15 protein-coding genes are annotated in these 14,215 nt (G+C 70.4%); 8 read left to right on the top strand and 7 right to left on the bottom strand.

Going from position 1 to position 14,215, the window contains the following annotated elements; genetic code table 11:
• Positions 1 to 55: 55 nt before the first annotated feature.
• Together H4F99_RS00075 and H4F99_RS00070 are read right to left on the bottom strand one after the other, a co-directional pair.
• Positions 56 to 568, bottom strand: a complete 513-nt coding sequence (locus tag H4F99_RS00075; RefSeq protein WP_182667681.1) for a hypothetical protein — start codon at positions 566 to 568, stop codon at positions 56 to 58.
• A gap of 191 nt (positions 569 to 759) precedes the next feature.
• Positions 760 to 2,016: a 6-phosphofructokinase gene (locus H4F99_RS00070; RefSeq protein ID WP_182667680.1), complete on the bottom strand. Its 1,257-nt coding sequence runs from the start codon at positions 2,014 to 2,016 to the stop codon at positions 760 to 762.
• A gap of 189 nt (positions 2,017 to 2,205) precedes the next feature.
• Between H4F99_RS00070 and H4F99_RS00065 the strand changes: the two genes are divergently transcribed.
• The 3 genes from H4F99_RS00065 (at position 2,206) to H4F99_RS00055 (ending at position 4,824) form a co-directional block, all read left to right on the top strand.
• Positions 2,206 to 2,784, top strand: a complete 579-nt coding sequence (locus H4F99_RS00065) for an adenylate kinase (RefSeq protein ID WP_182667679.1) — start codon at positions 2,206 to 2,208, stop codon at positions 2,782 to 2,784.
• Positions 2,781 to 4,154, top strand: coding sequence for a UDP-N-acetylmuramate:L-alanyl-gamma-D-glutamyl-meso-diaminopimelate ligase (gene mpl / locus H4F99_RS00060; RefSeq protein ID WP_182668102.1), 1,374 nt, complete (start codon positions 2,781 to 2,783; stop codon positions 4,152 to 4,154). The genes H4F99_RS00065 and mpl overlap by 4 nt, the downstream gene beginning before the upstream one ends.
• Positions 4,155 to 4,230: 76 nt before the next feature.
• Positions 4,231 to 4,824, top strand: a complete 594-nt coding sequence (locus H4F99_RS00055) for an LON peptidase substrate-binding domain-containing protein (RefSeq protein WP_343064110.1) — start codon at positions 4,231 to 4,233, stop codon at positions 4,822 to 4,824.
• Here the strand turns inward: H4F99_RS00055 and H4F99_RS00050 are convergent.
• Positions 4,810 to 6,843 (bottom strand): bifunctional DedA family/phosphatase PAP2 family protein, encoded by a 2,034-nt coding sequence (locus H4F99_RS00050; protein ID WP_182667678.1) that lies wholly within the window; start codon positions 6,841 to 6,843, stop codon positions 4,810 to 4,812. The two genes, H4F99_RS00055 and H4F99_RS00050, sit on opposite strands and share 15 nt — an antisense overlap.
• An 82-nt stretch (positions 6,844 to 6,925) precedes the next feature.
• Here H4F99_RS00050 and H4F99_RS00045 point away from each other — a divergent pair, with 82 nt between their 5' ends.
• From H4F99_RS00045 to H4F99_RS00035, 3 genes are read left to right on the top strand one after another with little or no spacing between them, the layout of a single operon-like run.
• Entirely contained in the window at positions 6,926 to 7,576 is a 651-nt protein-coding gene (locus H4F99_RS00045) for a protein kinase family protein (protein ID WP_182667677.1), read from the top strand.
• Positions 7,577 to 7,621: 45 nt separating this feature from the next.
• Positions 7,622 to 8,434 (top strand): SDR family oxidoreductase, encoded by an 813-nt coding sequence (locus H4F99_RS00040; protein WP_182667676.1) that lies wholly within the window; start codon positions 7,622 to 7,624, stop codon positions 8,432 to 8,434.
• Between the two features lie 30 nt (positions 8,435 to 8,464).
• Positions 8,465 to 8,884: a VOC family protein gene (locus H4F99_RS00035; RefSeq protein WP_182667675.1), complete on the top strand. Its 420-nt coding sequence runs from the start codon at positions 8,465 to 8,467 to the stop codon at positions 8,882 to 8,884.
• 282 nt (positions 8,885 to 9,166) lie between these two features.
• Here H4F99_RS00035 and H4F99_RS00030 read toward each other — a convergent pair whose 3' ends face one another.
• Positions 9,167 to 10,039, bottom strand: a complete 873-nt coding sequence (locus H4F99_RS00030; protein WP_182667674.1) for an ion transporter — start codon at positions 10,037 to 10,039, stop codon at positions 9,167 to 9,169.
• Positions 10,040 to 10,121: 82 nt separating this feature from the next.
• Here H4F99_RS00030 and H4F99_RS00025 point away from each other — a divergent pair, with 82 nt between their 5' ends.
• On the top strand, positions 10,122 to 11,348 hold the full coding sequence (locus H4F99_RS00025; RefSeq protein WP_182667673.1) for an acetylornithine/succinylornithine family transaminase: 1,227 nt from the start codon (positions 10,122 to 10,124) through the stop codon (positions 11,346 to 11,348).
• Here H4F99_RS00025 and hemL read toward each other — a convergent pair whose 3' ends face one another.
• Both hemL and thiE read right to left on the bottom strand, forming a co-directional pair.
• Positions 11,349 to 12,635: a glutamate-1-semialdehyde 2,1-aminomutase gene (gene hemL / locus H4F99_RS00020; RefSeq protein ID WP_182667672.1), complete on the bottom strand. Its 1,287-nt coding sequence runs from the start codon at positions 12,633 to 12,635 to the stop codon at positions 11,349 to 11,351.
• A gap of 24 nt (positions 12,636 to 12,659) precedes the next feature.
• Positions 12,660 to 13,298 carry a thiamine phosphate synthase gene (gene thiE, locus H4F99_RS00015; RefSeq protein ID WP_182667671.1) on the bottom strand — a complete coding sequence of 213 codons (639 nt, stop codon included), beginning with the start codon at positions 13,296 to 13,298 and terminating at the stop codon, positions 12,660 to 12,662.
• Positions 13,299 to 13,304: 6 nt separating this feature from the next.
• Here thiE and H4F99_RS00010 point away from each other — a divergent pair, with 6 nt between their 5' ends.
• Positions 13,305 to 13,529, top strand: coding sequence for a rubredoxin (locus tag H4F99_RS00010; RefSeq protein ID WP_425487982.1), 225 nt, complete (start codon positions 13,305 to 13,307; stop codon positions 13,527 to 13,529).
• Between the two features lie 3 nt (positions 13,530 to 13,532).
• Here the strand turns inward: H4F99_RS00010 and H4F99_RS00005 are convergent, their stop codons facing one another.
• The gene (locus tag H4F99_RS00005; protein ID WP_182667669.1) at positions 13,533 to 14,009 is read right to left on the bottom strand and encodes a DUF192 domain-containing protein; all 477 of its coding nucleotides are present in this window, start codon (positions 14,007 to 14,009) and stop codon (positions 13,533 to 13,535) included.
• Positions 14,010 to 14,215: the final 206 nt, after the last annotated feature.

Raw genomic sequence — 14,215 nt, 5'->3', positions numbered from 1 at the left:
GGGGGCCGGGCGTCGGGGGACCGCATGGGATCGGAGCGTTGCGTGGGACGTGCGTTCAGTCGCCGCTGGCCAGTGCTTCGTCGTCGGTGGGCGCCGCCGGGTCGGCGGGGCCGATCGGCTTGCGGCGGCGGCGGGCGAAGCGGCTGCCGAGTTCGCGCACCAGGCCGTCCAGGCCCTGGTTCCGGCCGGTGACCTTGAGCAGGGCATAGCCCTCTACCGCGGCATTCATGACGTCGCTGCCGAGCGCGGTTTCGGTGTCGCGCAGGCGTTCGGTCAGCTGGGAGAGCTGCAGGAGCAGCGGTCGCAGCGCGTCCAGCGCCCGTTGGTCGGCGAGTGCTTCCTCCAGGCCCAGCGAGGCGGGCACAACCTGCCGGTTCTCGGCCAATGCGGTCAGGGTGGCCCGGCAAAAGGCCTCGGACTTGTCACCCATCTTCAGCAGCCCCTGCCGCTGATCGGCATCCAGGCCGAGGGTCTTGGGTTCGAGCAGGGCCTTGAGCTGCGTGACCAGCTCGGTTGCCTGCTGGCGTTCGGTATCGGAGATCTCGATCGAGATGAGGTTCTGTGGCATGGGAATGCGCCTTCTTCAGTTCCGTTGATGGCCCTGCCGTGTGCCATGCGTGGCGTCCGTGGGCAGGGATGGGCGCTCCGCGTCGTCCGTGAGGCGGTGGGTGCCGATGGCGGCCGCAGGCGCGACCGGAGCGGGGCGAGTGTGCCATGACCGCGGGCACGGCGTCGCCCGTGGGGCCGGATCGGACCGCCCTATGGCCGCCAGCGCGGCAGCGTCCGCTTCACCGCGACGTTCTTCAGCGCCACGTATTTCGGCAGGCCATCGCGCCCATAGGGCGGCGGGGCTTCGCCGCGGATGAGCGGTTCAAGGTAGCGGCGCGCCGCGGGGGTGATGCCATGGCCGTCGCGGCGGATGAAGCCGGCCGGCATCTTCTTCTCGTGGTTGGCGACCTTCTCCAGCGGCGCCGGTTCGATCCGCCAGCGGTAGGGCGTGTCGGAGGTGCGCACGATCACCGGCATCACCGCGTTCATGCCCTTGAGCGCGTACTCGACCGCCTTGCGGCCGACCGCCTGGGCCTGGTCGAGGTCGGTCTTCGAGGCAAGGTGGCGCGCGGAGCGCTGTAGGTAGTCGGGCAGGGTCCAGTGCACCTTCAGCCCGAGCGCGTCCTTGACCCGCCCGGCGAGGAAGGAGGCGACGCCGCCGAGCTGGGTGTGGCCGAAGGAATCCGTGCCGCCGCCGGCATCGGCGACGAAGCGGCCGTCGGCGGTCTGGATGCCCTCGCTGGCGACGACCACGCAGTACCCGACCCGCTTGACGGTGGCCTGCACCTTGGCGAGGAAGTCGGCTTCGTCGTAGGGACGCTCTGGGAACAGGATCAGGTGCGGTGCCTCGTCGCGGCCGTTGCCGGCCAGGCCCCCGGCGGCGGCCAGCCAGCCGGCGTGGCGGCCCATTGCCTCGTAGACGAAGACCTTGGTCGAGGTCTCGGCCATCGCCGCGACGTCGAGTGCGGCCTCGCGCACCGACACCGCCGTGTACTTCGCCGCCGAGCCGAAGCCGGGGCAGCAGTCGGTCACCGCGAGGTCGTTGTCGACCGTCTTGGGCACGCCGATGCAGGTGAGGTCGTAATCGAATTCGGCCGCCAGCCGCGAGACCTTGAGGGCCGTGTCGGCCGAGTCGTTGCCGCCGTTGTAGAGGAAGTACCGGACGTCGTGCGCGCGCAGCACCTCGAGCAGGCGCTCGTAGCGGGCGCGGTCGGCCTCCAGTGACTTCAGCTTGACCCGGCACGATCCGAACGCACCGCCGGGGGTGTGGGCGAGGGCGCGGATGGCGGCGATGGACTCTTTCGAGGTGTCGATGAGGTCCTCGCCCAGTGCGCCGAGGATGCCGTTGCGTGCGGCCAGTACTTTGACCTTGCGGGCCCGCGCGGTCTGGATGACGGCCGAGGCGGTGGCATTGATGACGGCGGTGACACCGCCGGACTGTGCGTAGAGCAGGGTTCCCTGGGCCATGGCGACGCGCTCCGGAAGGCGGGGGCCGGGGCCGTCGTCCATTGGGTGAATGCCCGCCAGATCCCGGGAAATGCCGCCCGGATGCGGTAAGCTGGACGCCGTTTCGCCCGGCCGGGCGGTGGCGGCCAGTGTAGCGCCCCGTCCCCTTCGATGCGGGCCCACGGTCTTTATTCTCTGCGGAGCAATGCAATGCGATTGGTACTTCTGGGCGCGCCGGGTTCGGGCAAGGGCACGCAGGCCACCCGGCTCAAGGATCATCTGGACGTCCCCCACATCTCCACCGGCGACCTGCTGCGCGCCGAAGTGGCGGCCGGCAGCAAGCTCGGCCTGGAGGCGAAGGAGATCATGGCGCGGGGCGAACTGGTCAGCGACGCGATCCTGCTGGGCATGCTCGAGGACCGTTTCTCGCGCGCCGACACCGCCAACGGCTTCATCCTCGACGGCTACCCGCGCAACCTGGCCCAGGCCGACGCCCTGGACGCCCTGCTGAAGCGCATCGGCCAGCCGATGGACGCCGCCGTGCAGCTCGACGTCGCCACCGACCTGCTGGTCGACCGCATCGCCGGCCGCGCCCAGGCGGAAGGCCGCGCCGACGACAACCCGGAGTCCGTGCGCAAGCGCCTCGACGTCTACAACGAGCAGACCGCCCCGGTGGTGGAGTTCTTCCGCCAGCACGGCCAGCTGACCGTGGTCGACGGCGTCGGCTCGATGGACGAGGTGTTCACCCGCATCATCGAAGCGATCGAACCGGCCCGCGCCGTCGGCTGACAGTGAAGATCCACATCCTCGGCATCGCCGGCACCTTCATGGGCGGCGTGGCCGCGCTTGCGCGCGAGCTCGGCCACGAGGTCGAAGGCAGCGACCAGGCGGTCTACCCGCCGATGTCGACCCAGCTCGAAACGCTCGGCATCGACCTGCGCCAGGGCTACCTGCCCGGGAACATCGGTGCGGACTGCGACGAAATCGTCGTCGGCAATGCGCTGTCGCGCGGCAACCCGGCGGTCGAGCAGGTGCTGGACGACGGGCGCCGCTACATCTCGGGCGCGCAGTGGCTCAGCGAGCGCGTGCTGCCCGGCCGCGACACGCTGGCGGTGGCCGGCACCCACGGCAAGACCACCACCACGACGATCCTGACCTGGCTGCTGCAGGTCGCCGGCCGCGAGCCCGGCTTCCTGATCGGCGGCGTCGCCGAGGACTTCGGCGTGTCGGCGCGGATCGGCGGCGGGCGCGAGTTCGTGGTCGAGGCCGATGAATACGACACGGCCTTTTTCGACAAGCGCAGCAAGTTCGTCCATTACCGGCCGCGGGTCGCGATCCTCAACAACCTCGAGTTCGACCACGCCGACATCTTCCCCGACGTGGCCGCGATCCAGCGCCAGTTCCACCACCTCGTGCGCACCGTGCCGCGCCGCGGCCGGCTGATCGTCAACGGCGAGGACGCCCGCCTGGCCGAGGTGCTGGCGATGGGCTGCTGGACGCCGGTCGAGCGCTTCGGGCTGGAGGGCGAGGGCCTGGACTGGACCGCGCGGCTGGTTTCCGCCGATGGCAGTGCCTTCGCTGTCGTCCACGAAGGCGTCGAGATCGGCGAGGTGCGCTGGCCCCTGCTCGGGCGGCACAACGTGATGAACGCGCTCGCCGCACTGGCCGCGTGCCATGCGGTCGGCGTCGACGTCGCCACGGTGCTGCCGGCACTGTCCGGCTTCCGCAGTGTCAAGCGGCGCATGGAAGTCATCGGCGAGGCCACTGGTATCACCGTGTACGACGATTTCGCCCACCACCCGACCGCGATCCGCACCACGCTTGAAGGCCTGCGCGCGAAGGTGGGCGATGCGCGCATCGTCGTGGCGATGGAGCCGCGCAGCAATTCGATGCGCCTGGGCGCGCATGCCGACGCACTGGCGCCGTCGCTTGCGCTGGCCGACACGGTGGTGTTCCTGCACCGGCCGGAACTCGCCTGGGATGCCGGCACGGTGGTGGCGGCGCTGAAGGGCGAGGGCGTGGCGGTGCCGGACGTCGAGGCGCTGGTCGAGGCCCTGCGCGAACGCGCGGGCGGCGGCGACCATGTGGTGTTCATGTCGAACGGTGGCTTCGACGGCGCCCCGCGCCGGTTCCTCGACGCACTGCGCGCGGCGGGCTGAATCCCGGGCCGGGCCCGCTGCGTCGCGTCCCTGCGCCCCGGGGTGACGCGCTCGCCGCGATGCGTACACTGGGCACGTGGATACCCCCGCGCTGCCCGTCGAATCGCTGCCACTGTTCCCGTTGCACGCCGTGCTGCTGCCGGGTGCGGCATTGGGCCTGCGCGTGTTCGAGCCGCGTTACCTCGACCTGGTGCGCGAGTGCGGCCGTGCCGGGCATGGCTTCGGCGTCTGCCTGATCATCGACGGCGAGGAAGTCGGCGCGGTGGCTTCGGCAGCCGCCTTCGGCACCGAGGCGGTGATCGAGGACTTCAACACCGGCGACGACGGTCTGCTGACCCTGCAGGTGCGCGGGCGCCGGCGCTTCCACGTGCACAAGGTGCGGGTGCGCGACAACGGCCTGCAGGTCGCCGACGTGAGCTGGTGCGAGGCCGATCCGGTCGAGCCGCTGCAACCCGAGCACGGCCTGCTGGCGACCCTGTTGCACGAAGTGATCGACAAAGTTGGCGGGGAGCATTCGAAGGCGCCGGAATCGCACTTCGACGACGCGGCCTGGGTGGGCTGGCGGCTGGCCGAGATGCTGCCGCTGGAGAATGCCCAGCGCCAGGTGCTGCTGCAGACCGGCGACCCGCACCAGCGCCTGCAGCAGGTGCTGGCGTTACTGCCCGAGTGAGCCGTCGACGCGGTCGTCGCTGCGCAGCCGCATGACCGGCAGGCCGCTGGCCGGGTGCGCGGCCTCGGCATGCACGAAGCCGGACAGCGCCTCGCGCACCGCCCGGTAGGAGGCGCCAGCGTCGGGTTCGGGCCGCCACAACGCCATCGCGTCGAAGGGGCGGTCCAGGTACAGCCGCTGCGTGGCGCCGACCCAGAGCGGGGTGCCGTCATCCAGCGCCGTCGGCGCGGGCCATATGCGCAGGGCCATGCGCCGCGGCGTGCCGTCCGCGGTGCCTGCCATCGGCGGCAGCTCGCGCACCATCAGCAGGGCTTCGGCCCGCGTGCCCAGGGTCGCGGGCAGCACCGGCTGGTCGGTGCCGGGGGTGTCGTCGTCGAGCAGGCCCAGCGTGGCGATCCAGTCGGCCTGTGGCTGCACGCGCCAGCCATCCGCTTCCATGGCGGCCTGCAGCGGCGCCAGCGGGCCTGCGACCTGCAGGTCCAGCGACCAGCGCCGACGGGCGTCGCTTTCGTCGCGCTGGGCGGGCAGGTGCGCCCAGTCCTCGTTCCACCAGCGGTCGGGGGCGAGGATGGTCGTCGGCGCCTGGCCTTCGAACTTCGCCAGCAACCCGTCCGCCGCGCGCGGGGCATGCCACAGCGCGGCTGCGATGAAACTGCCGTAGAACATCCAGGCGAGCGGGCGCATCCAGAACGAGCGGGTCTGGTGGCTGCGGTAGGCGAGGCCCAGCACCAGCAACCAGAGGATGCCGAACAGGGTCCCGCCGATCACGTCGCTGAGCCAGTGCGCGCCGAGATAGAGCCGGGCGAAGCCGACCACGGTGGTCACCACGCCGGCCACCAGGTAGGGCCATACCCGCTTGCGGCCGGGAAGTTCGCGCGCGATCAGTACCGCGAAGAAACCGAACACCACGGTCGCCATTGTTACCGACACCGAAGGGAAGCCGAACCCGGCCGGTGCGGTGGGTGGTCGCGGCATGTCGATCGCGGCTTCCAGCAGGGCGGTCAGCACCAGGCCGAACACGATCGCGGCGATCCAGTGCGCGGCCGCCATCCAGCGCCGCCGCCAGGCCAGGTACACCAGCGGCACGGCCGCCGCCGTGCCCAGGACCGGCGTGTCGCCCAGGCTGGCCAGGCCGGCCATCAGGCGGTCGGCGAGGGGGTTGCGCAGGTTGAGCATCGCGGTGTGCAGGGTCTGGTCGAGCGGCAGCGGACCGCCGCTGGCGAGCAGCCCGGCCAGCAGCGAGAACCACGCCCAGCTGATCGCCAGCAGGCACAGCGCGAGGATCACCAGCGAGGGCGACTCCGGGCGGTTCGGATCGACCAGCGCGGTGGCGTAGCGGCCCAGGATGGGATGCCGGCGGAACCAGTCCAGCGCCCTGGCCAGCCATTTGTCCGCGTGCATCGCCGACCAGCGCCACGTGTAGAGCACGCAGGCCCAGACCAGGCCGACCACGAACAGCAGCGCGACCAGCACCAGCGCCAGCCGGTCGGCCACCGCCGCGACCGCGTCATAGGAGGCTCCCAGCACCCAGCCGGGGGCGAGGAAGGCCGCGGCCCAGGCCACCGAGGCGACCAGGCTGGGCAGCAGGTAGCGCGGGAAGGGCATGTGCAGCATGCCGGCGATGGCCGGAACGAACGGCCGGACGGCGCCGACGAACCGGGCGATCACGATGCTCATCGCGCCATGGCGGCGGAACATGCCTTCGCCGCGGTCCAGCCACTGCGGGTAGCGCGAGAACGGCCAGCGCTGCCGGAGCTGCGGCCCCCACAGGCGGCCGACCCAGTAGCTCAGGGCATCGCCCAGCAGCGCGCCGGCGGCCGCGGCCACCAGTGCATAGGGTCCGTTGATGTGGCCCAGCCCGATCAGCGCGCCCACCGCGAACAGCAGCGGCATCGCCGGGACCACGATCCCCAGCACCACCAGCGCGTCGCAGAACGCGATCAGGAAGATCAATGCGCCGGCGGCGACGGGGTGGGCGGCGATCCACGCGGTCGCGCTGTCAATCCAGGCCGAATCCATCGCGGGATTATGGGGGAGCGGCGGCGATCCGCCCACCTCGCCGGCGCCTGACGGCCTGCGGCCGAGCCCCTAGAATCGCCCGATGCCTGATGAAGTCCGCGCCCTCAAGTCCGACAGTTTCGGCCGCATCGCCCTGATGCGTGACGCGGACGGCCTGTTCGTCCGCCGCGACCTGGCCCACGTGCCCGCCTGGTTGCGGCTGCCGGCGTGGTGGCTGGCGCGCCGCGAAGCCCGGGGCCTGCAGGCCGTGGCCGGCCTGGCAGACGTGCCGCAACTGCGCGCCTGGGATGGCCGCTGCCTCGACCGCTCTTACATGGAGGGCGCGGCGATGTACCAGCGTCCGCCTCGCGGCGACCTGGCCTATTTCCGCCAGGCCCGTCGTCTGTTGCAGGCCCTGCACCGGCGCGGCGTCGCCCACAACGACCTCGCCAAGGAAGCCAACTGGCTGGTGCTGGAGGATGGGCGTCCGGCGATCATCGATTTCCAGCTCGCGGTCAGGGGCGCGCCGCGTTCACGCTGGATGCGCCTGCTGGCCCGCGAGGACCTCCGGCACCTGTTGAAGCACAAGCGCATGTACTGCCCCGGGGCGATCACGCCCGTCGAACGCCGCGTCCTCAAGCGCCGCTCCTGGCTGCGCGAGGCCTGGTTCGCCACCGGCAAGCCGGTCTACCGGTTCGTGACGCGCCGCGTGCTGAAATGGGAAGACAACGAAGGGCAGGGGCCGAAGCCCTGAGCCGCGCGCGGTACCCTGTCCGCCCGTCCCTTACGCGACACTGACATGTCCCTGTCCGGCAAGACCCTGTTCATCACCGGCGCCTCGCGCGGCATCGGCCGCGCGATCGCCCTGCGCGCCGCCCGCGATGGCGCCAACATCGCCATCGTCGCCAAGTCGGGCGTCGCCAACCCCAAGCTGCCCGGCACCATCCACAGCGTCGCGGCCGAGGTCGAAGCGGCCGGCGGCCATGCCCTGCCGATCCAGTGCGACATCCGCGAGGAAGACCAGGTCCGGGCCGCGGTGGAAGCCACGGTCGACGCCTTCGGCGGGCTCGACATCCTCGTCAACAACGCCAGCGCGATCTGGCTGCGCGGCGCGCTCGACACGCCGATGAAGCGCTACGACCTGATGACGCAAGTCAACGCGCGCGGCACCTTCCTGTGCACCCAGGCCTGCCTGCCGCACCTGCGCGAGGCCGCGAACCCGCACGTGCTGACCCTGTCGCCGCCGCCCAGCCTCGATCCGAAATGGTGGGGCCCGCATGTCGCCTACACCTACGCCAAGATGGGCATGAGCCTGCTGACGATCGGCCTGGCCGCCGAGTTCGGGCCGCAGGGCATCGCGATCAACGCGCTGTGGCCGCGGACGGTCATCGCCACCGATGCGATCCGCATGATCCCGGGCGTGGAGCCCGAGGCCTGCCGGACCCCCGACATCATGGCCGACGCAGCGCATGCCGTGCTGGTGCGGCCCGCCGCCGGCTTCCATGGCCAGTTCCTGATCGACGACGAGGTCCTGCGCGAGGCCGGCGTCACCGATCTCGACGCCTATGCCGTCTCGCCCGGGCGGCCGCTGCTGCCGGACCTGTTCCTCTGATCCCACTTCCCCACGCCACCGGACACCACGATGAAGTACCTGCACGCCATGGTCCGCGTCCGCGACCTGGACGCCTCCCTCCGTTTCTTCGCCGACGGCCTCGGCCTGCGCGAAACCCGCCGCAAGGACGTGCCGCAGGGCCGTTTCACCCTTGTGTACCTGGGCGCGCCGGAGAACCCCGAGGCCGAAGTCGAACTGACCTGGAATTACGACGACGAGGACTACGGCAGCGCCCGCAACTTCGGCCACCTCGCCTTCGCCGTCGACGACATCTACGCGCTCTGCGCCCACCTGCAGGGCATGGGCGTGACCATCAACCGCCCCCCGCGCGACGGCCACATGGCCTTCGTCCGCTCGCCGGACGGCATCTCGATCGAACTGCTGCAGAAGGGCGGGCCGCTGCCCCCCGCCGAGCCCTGGGCCTCGATGGCGAACACCGGAAGCTGGTAGTCGGGCAGCTTCCTTCACGCAGATCACCATCCCCGAGCTCACGAAGTCGACGTTCGACGGTGTGGGGGTGGCGGAGAGCAGGCCAAGGATGGTCTGCGACCCGACTTGCAGTCAGGGACGACGCCAGGAGGGCGGAGCCACCCCCACACCGTCGAACGTCGACTCCAGCCGAAGCCTGCGCCCACGCCGCTTCGCTAAAGATATGCCTTGAACGCCCCGGCCCGGCGTAGCACGCCGGGCGTTCGGACGGGGCACGAGCCAGTGGCTCGTGGCGCCCCGCCCTCACCCCATCGGCGCCGGCAACCTCACCCCGCAGCAGCGGCAGAACATCGCGTCCGGATCGTGCCCTTCCAGACCGCATTCCGGACAGCCGCGCGAATCGTGGTGCTTACTGGTACGCGACGCTTCGCGCAGGCTGCTCGCCAGTTCCGCGGTATAGATGCCGGTCGGTACCGCGATGATGCTGTAACCGATCAGGATCAGGATCGAGGCCGCGAACCGCCCGAACGTCGTCTCCGGTGCGACGTCGCCGTAGCCCACCGTCGACATCGTCACGATCGCCCAGTACATCCCGGTCGGGATGCTGGTGTAGCCGTGCTCCGGCCCCTCCACCGTGTACATCACCGCGCCGAAGATCACCACGATCGTCAGGATCGCGCAGATGAACACGAAGATCTTCCGCCGGCTGCGCCACAGCGCCTGCACCAGCAGCCCGCCTTCCTCCACGTACTGGGTCAGCTTGAGGATGCGGAACAGCCGGAGGATGCGCAGGATCCGCACCACCAGCAGGCTTTGGCTGCCCGGCAACAGGATCGAGAGGTAGGTGGGCAGGATCGACAGCAGGTCGATGATCCCCCACAGGCTCAGCGCATAGCGCAACGGGCGTTTCACCACCATCAGGCGCAGGACGTACTCCGCGGTGAACAGGAGCGTGAACGCCCACTCCACCAGGTACAGCGTCGATGCGAAGCGGCCGTGGATGCGCGGCACGCTGTCGAACATGATCACCAGCACGCTGAGGAAGATCGCGACGATCAGCAGCAGGTCGAAATTGCGCGACGGCGGCGTGTCGTGCCGGTAGATGATGTCGAACCAGGTCTTCCGCCAGCCGGATTCGCGGGCCGGGTTGAGTTGCGGGGCAAGCAGGAATCGCATGGGCACCTCCGGCCGCGATTGTGCCGCATCCGGCCGTGCAATCGGCGAGAATGGTCGCCCACCCGCCCGGCCCCAATGCCCCATGAGCACCGCGAACGACACCCTCTGCGCCCTTGCCGACGACTATTACGTGCCGGTCTACCGACCGCGCCGGATCGTCCTCGACCGCGGCCAGGGCTCGCGCATCTTCGATATCGACGGGCGCGAATACGTCGATTTCGGCGGCGGCATCGCGGTCAATGCGCTGGGCCATGCCCACCCGGCGCTGGTCGAGGCACTCACCGCGCAGGCCCACAGGCTCTGGCACACCAGCAACGTGTTCGTCAGCGAGCCGCCGCTTCGACTGGCCCAGGCCCTGGTCGAGGCCAGCGGCTTCGCCAGTCGCGTGTTCCTGTGCAATTCCGGTGCCGAAGCCAATGAGGCGGCGATCAAGCTGGCGCGGCGCTGGGCCACGGCGCAGGGGCGCGACCCCGGCCAGCGCGTGATCCTGACCTTCCGCGGGAGTTTCCACGGCCGCACCCTGGCCACCGTCACCGCCACGGCGCAGCCCAAGTACCAGGAAGGCTTCGAGCCCCTGCCAGGCGGCTTCCGCTACAGCGACTTCAACGATCTCGCCGCCGCCGAGGCCGCGATGGCCGCGGGCGACGTCTGCGCCGTGCTGGTCGAGCCGGTGCAGGGCGAGGGCGGTGTGATGCCGGCGACGGAAGCGTTCCTGTCGGGCCTGCGCGCGCTGTGCGACCGTCACGGCGCGTTGCTGATGCTGGACGAGATCCAGTGCGGCATGGGGCGCACCGGCCGGCTCTTCGCGTTCGAGGATTACGGCGTCACGCCCGACGTGGTGACACTGGCCAAGGCGCTCGGTGGCGGCATGCCGATTGGTGCGATGCTGGCCGGACCGCGCTGCGCCGAGACCCTGCAGTTCGGCGCGCACGGCACCACGTTCGGCGGTAATCCGATGGCGGCGGCGGTCGCCGCGGTGGTCCTGCGCGAGCTGTCGTCAGACGCGATCCGCGCCAACGTGGCCCGTCAGGCGGAAGCGATCCGCACGGGGCTCGCGGCCATCCACGAGGAGTTCGGCCTGTTCGCCGACGTGCGCGGGCGCGGCCTGATGATCGGCGCCCAGCTCAGGCCGGAACGCGCCGGCGAGGCCGCGGCCATCCTTGACCGCTGCGTGGGACAGGGCCTGCTGCTGCTGCAGGCCGGCCCGGATGTCCTGCGCTTCGTACCCGCATTGAACATCGGCGACGCGGACGTCGCCGAGGGCATGCAGCGCCTGCATGCGGCGCTGCGCGAGCACGTCGCTGCCTGATCAGGCCAGGTCGGCGAAGGCGGAGCGCGCCGCCATGATGGTGTGCGCGATCTCCGCATCGCCATGCGCGCTGGACATGAAGCCGGCCTCGAACGCCGAGGGTGCGAGGTAGACGCCGCGCTCAAGCATGCCGTGGAAGAAGCGCTTGAAGCGTTCGCCGTCGGAGGCCTTTGCATCCTCGAAGGTGTCCACCGGCCCCTCGCGGAAGTACAGGCCGAACATCCCCGGCGCGCGGGTCGTGTGGAAGGTGACACCCGCCTCGCGGGCCGCGGCCTCCAGGCCATCGCACAACTGATGGGTGCGACGCTCCAGCTCGTCGTGAAAGCCGGGCTGGCGGATCAGGTCGAGCGTCGCCAGACCCGCCGCCATCGCCACCGGATTGCCGCTGAGGGTCCCGGCCTGGTAGATCGGGCCGGCCGGCGCCACCTGCGCCATGTACTCGCGACGCCCACCATAGGCACCCACCGGCATCCCGCCGCCGATGATCTTGCCGAAGGTGCTCAGGTCGGGGTTGATGCCGTAGAGCGCCTGCGCGCCGCCGGCGGCGACGCGGAAGCCGGTCATCACCTCGTCGAAGATCAGCAGCGCGCCGTGCCGGGTGCACAGCTCGCGCAGGTGCTGCAGATAGCCCTCGCGCGGCAGGATGCAATTGGCGTTGCCGACGATGGGTTCGATGATCAGGCCCGCGACCTCGTCGCCGATCTCGTCGAACAGCCGCGTGGCCGCGTCGAAATCGTTGTACGGGATCGTCATCGTCAGGTCGGCCAGCGCATCCGGCACGCCGGGCGAATTGGGCAGGCCCAGCGTTGCCACGCCGCTGCCGGCCTTGACCAGGAAGCTGTCGCCGTGGCCGTGGTAGCAGCCCTCGAACTTCACGATGCGCGTGCGCCCGGTGACACCACGGGCCACGCGGATCGCCGACAGGGTCGCCTCGGTGCCCGAGTTCACCATGCGCACCATCTCGCAGCTCGGCACGATGTGGGTGATCGCCTCGGCCATCTCGACCTCCAGCGCATTCGGCACGCCGAAGCTGAGGCCGCCGCGCATGGTCGATTCCACTGCCGCCATCACCTTCGGATGCGCGTGTCCCGCGATCATCGGGCCCCACGAGCCGACATAGTCGACATAGCGGTTGCCGTCGACGTCGAACAGGTACGCGCCCTCGGCGCGCTGCGCGAAGAACGGCTCGCCGCCCACCGACTTGAAGGCGCGCACCGGCGAGTTCACGCCGCCCGGGATCAGATCCTGGGCACGGGTGAAGAGGGCGTGGGAGCGGTCGTGGTTCATGGCAGGGGGTCCAGGAAAGGGGAGTCAGTCGAAGCAGGCGGCAAACGCGCGCGTGGCACGGGCCGGGTCGGGCGCGTCGAACACGCCGCTGATCACGGCGAGCAGGTCGGCACCCGCGGCTACCAGTGGGCCGGCATTGTCCGGGGTCAGGCCGCCGATCGCCACCCGCGGTACGCCGAGCGACCGGGCGGCGGACAGCAGGCCCGGCTCCGCGCGTCGCGCGTGGGGCTTGGTCGGAGAAGGAAAGAAGGCGCCGAACGCCACGTAGCTGGCCCCGGTGTCGACGGCCCGGCGCGCGCGCTCGATATCGGCGTAGCAGGAGGCGCCAATCAGCGCGCCGTCCCCCATCGCCGCGCGTGCGGGCCCCAGCTCACCGTCGCTCTCGCCCAGGTGCGCGCCCTCGGCCCCGATGGCGGCAGCCAGTCGCCAGTCGTCGTTGACGATCAGTGGCACGCCGTGCGCCCGGCACAGCGGCAGCAACGCGCGGGCCTGGGCCGCCCGCAAGGCAGTGCTCGCGCCCTTGTTGCGGTACTGCAGCCAGACGGCACCTGCGTCCAGCACCTGCGTGACCCGGTGCAGGAGCCGGTCCGTGTCGGTCTCGTCGGGGGTGATCGCATAGACGCCGCGTGAGGCGCGGGTCATCGTCGTCGGATCCGTGCTCATGTGACAATGCCGGTTGGAGCCATACGCCATTATCCGCCCATGACCGACGAAACCGTGACCGTGCCCTATCGCACCTGGATGTGCGTTGTCTGCGGCTTCATCTATGACGAGGCCGAAGGCCTGCCGGAGGAAGGCATCGCCCCCGGCACGCGCTGGGCGGACGTGCCCGACACCTGGACGTGTCCCGATTGCGGCGTCACCAAGGACGATTTCGAGATGGTCGAGGCCTGACGCCTATTCGCCCACGACGATGCCGGGCGCGAGCGTCATTACCGCACCGTCCTCAAGCTGCATGCGCTCGGCTTCGCCCGCGTTGAGTTCCAGCACGTAACGGGCGGGCCCGCGGCTGGGGTAGGGCGGACAGCCGTCGCCCAGCGAGCAGGGCGGTACGTCCCGCTGTTGCGACACCAGGCGAAGCTCATCGTCGAAGTACAGGATGTCCAGCGCGATGCGCGTGTTCTTCATCCAGTACGCCTGGGGCGATTCGCGTTCGTGGACAAAGAGCATGCCGTGCCCTGCCTCGAGTGCGTCACGGAACATCAGGCCCCGGGCGCGTTCCTCGTTGTCGTCCGCCACTTCGACGGTGAAGCGCTCGCCGCCCACTTCCACCCAGTCACTGCCGCCGCTGGCGCATCCGCTGGCGGAGAGCCCGATACACAGGCAGAGGAGCGGGCTCAGGGCGCGGCCCGTAGGGCGATTGCGAAGGCTCATGGCGGGGAATGGTGGTGGAGATGCGCCCGACCATCCGCCCCCGGGCCACCGGGGTCAAGCGGAAATTCATCCGGGGGGGCTTCCCAAACGTCTCGAAGCTGTGCAGAATGCGCGCCCCGCTGCCGGGAAGTTCGAGTTGGCGGGGCGTGTTGGAGGCGGTTTTTCGGGACGTGTTGACGGCTTGGGAAGTTGCTGTAAGATGCGCG

Source organism: Marilutibacter penaei (genome assembly GCF_014145395.1).
In the GTDB taxonomy this organism is placed as follows: domain Bacteria; phylum Pseudomonadota; class Gammaproteobacteria; order Xanthomonadales; family Xanthomonadaceae; genus Marilutibacter; species Marilutibacter penaei.
This window is presented reverse-complemented; position numbering and strand designations above follow the sequence as displayed.

Coding starts and splice junctions, on each gene's coding strand:
- H4F99_RS00075 (WP_182667681.1), bottom strand. CDS start 568: ATGCCACAGAACCTCATCTCGATCGAGATCTCCGATACCGAACGCCAG.
- H4F99_RS00070 (WP_182667680.1), bottom strand. CDS start 2,016: ATGGCCCAGGGAACCCTGCTCTACGCACAGTCCGGCGGTGTCACCGCC.
- H4F99_RS00065 (WP_182667679.1), top strand. CDS start 2,206: ATGCGATTGGTACTTCTGGGCGCGCCGGGTTCGGGCAAGGGCACGCAG.
- H4F99_RS00050 (WP_182667678.1), bottom strand. CDS start 6,843: ATGGATTCGGCCTGGATTGACAGCGCGACCGCGTGGATCGCCGCCCAC.
- H4F99_RS00045 (WP_182667677.1), top strand. CDS start 6,926: ATGCCTGATGAAGTCCGCGCCCTCAAGTCCGACAGTTTCGGCCGCATC.
- H4F99_RS00040 (WP_182667676.1), top strand. CDS start 7,622: ATGTCCCTGTCCGGCAAGACCCTGTTCATCACCGGCGCCTCGCGCGGC.
- H4F99_RS00035 (WP_182667675.1), top strand. CDS start 8,465: ATGAAGTACCTGCACGCCATGGTCCGCGTCCGCGACCTGGACGCCTCC.
- H4F99_RS00030 (WP_182667674.1), bottom strand. CDS start 10,039: ATGCGATTCCTGCTTGCCCCGCAACTCAACCCGGCCCGCGAATCCGGC.
- H4F99_RS00025 (WP_182667673.1), top strand. CDS start 10,122: ATGAGCACCGCGAACGACACCCTCTGCGCCCTTGCCGACGACTATTAC.
- hemL (WP_182667672.1), bottom strand. CDS start 12,635: ATGAACCACGACCGCTCCCACGCCCTCTTCACCCGTGCCCAGGATCTG.
- thiE (WP_182667671.1), bottom strand. CDS start 13,298: ATGAGCACGGATCCGACGACGATGACCCGCGCCTCACGCGGCGTCTAT.
- H4F99_RS00010 (WP_425487982.1), top strand. CDS start 13,305: ATGCCGGTTGGAGCCATACGCCATTATCCGCCCATGACCGACGAAACC.
- H4F99_RS00005 (WP_182667669.1), bottom strand. CDS start 14,009: ATGAGCCTTCGCAATCGCCCTACGGGCCGCGCCCTGAGCCCGCTCCTC.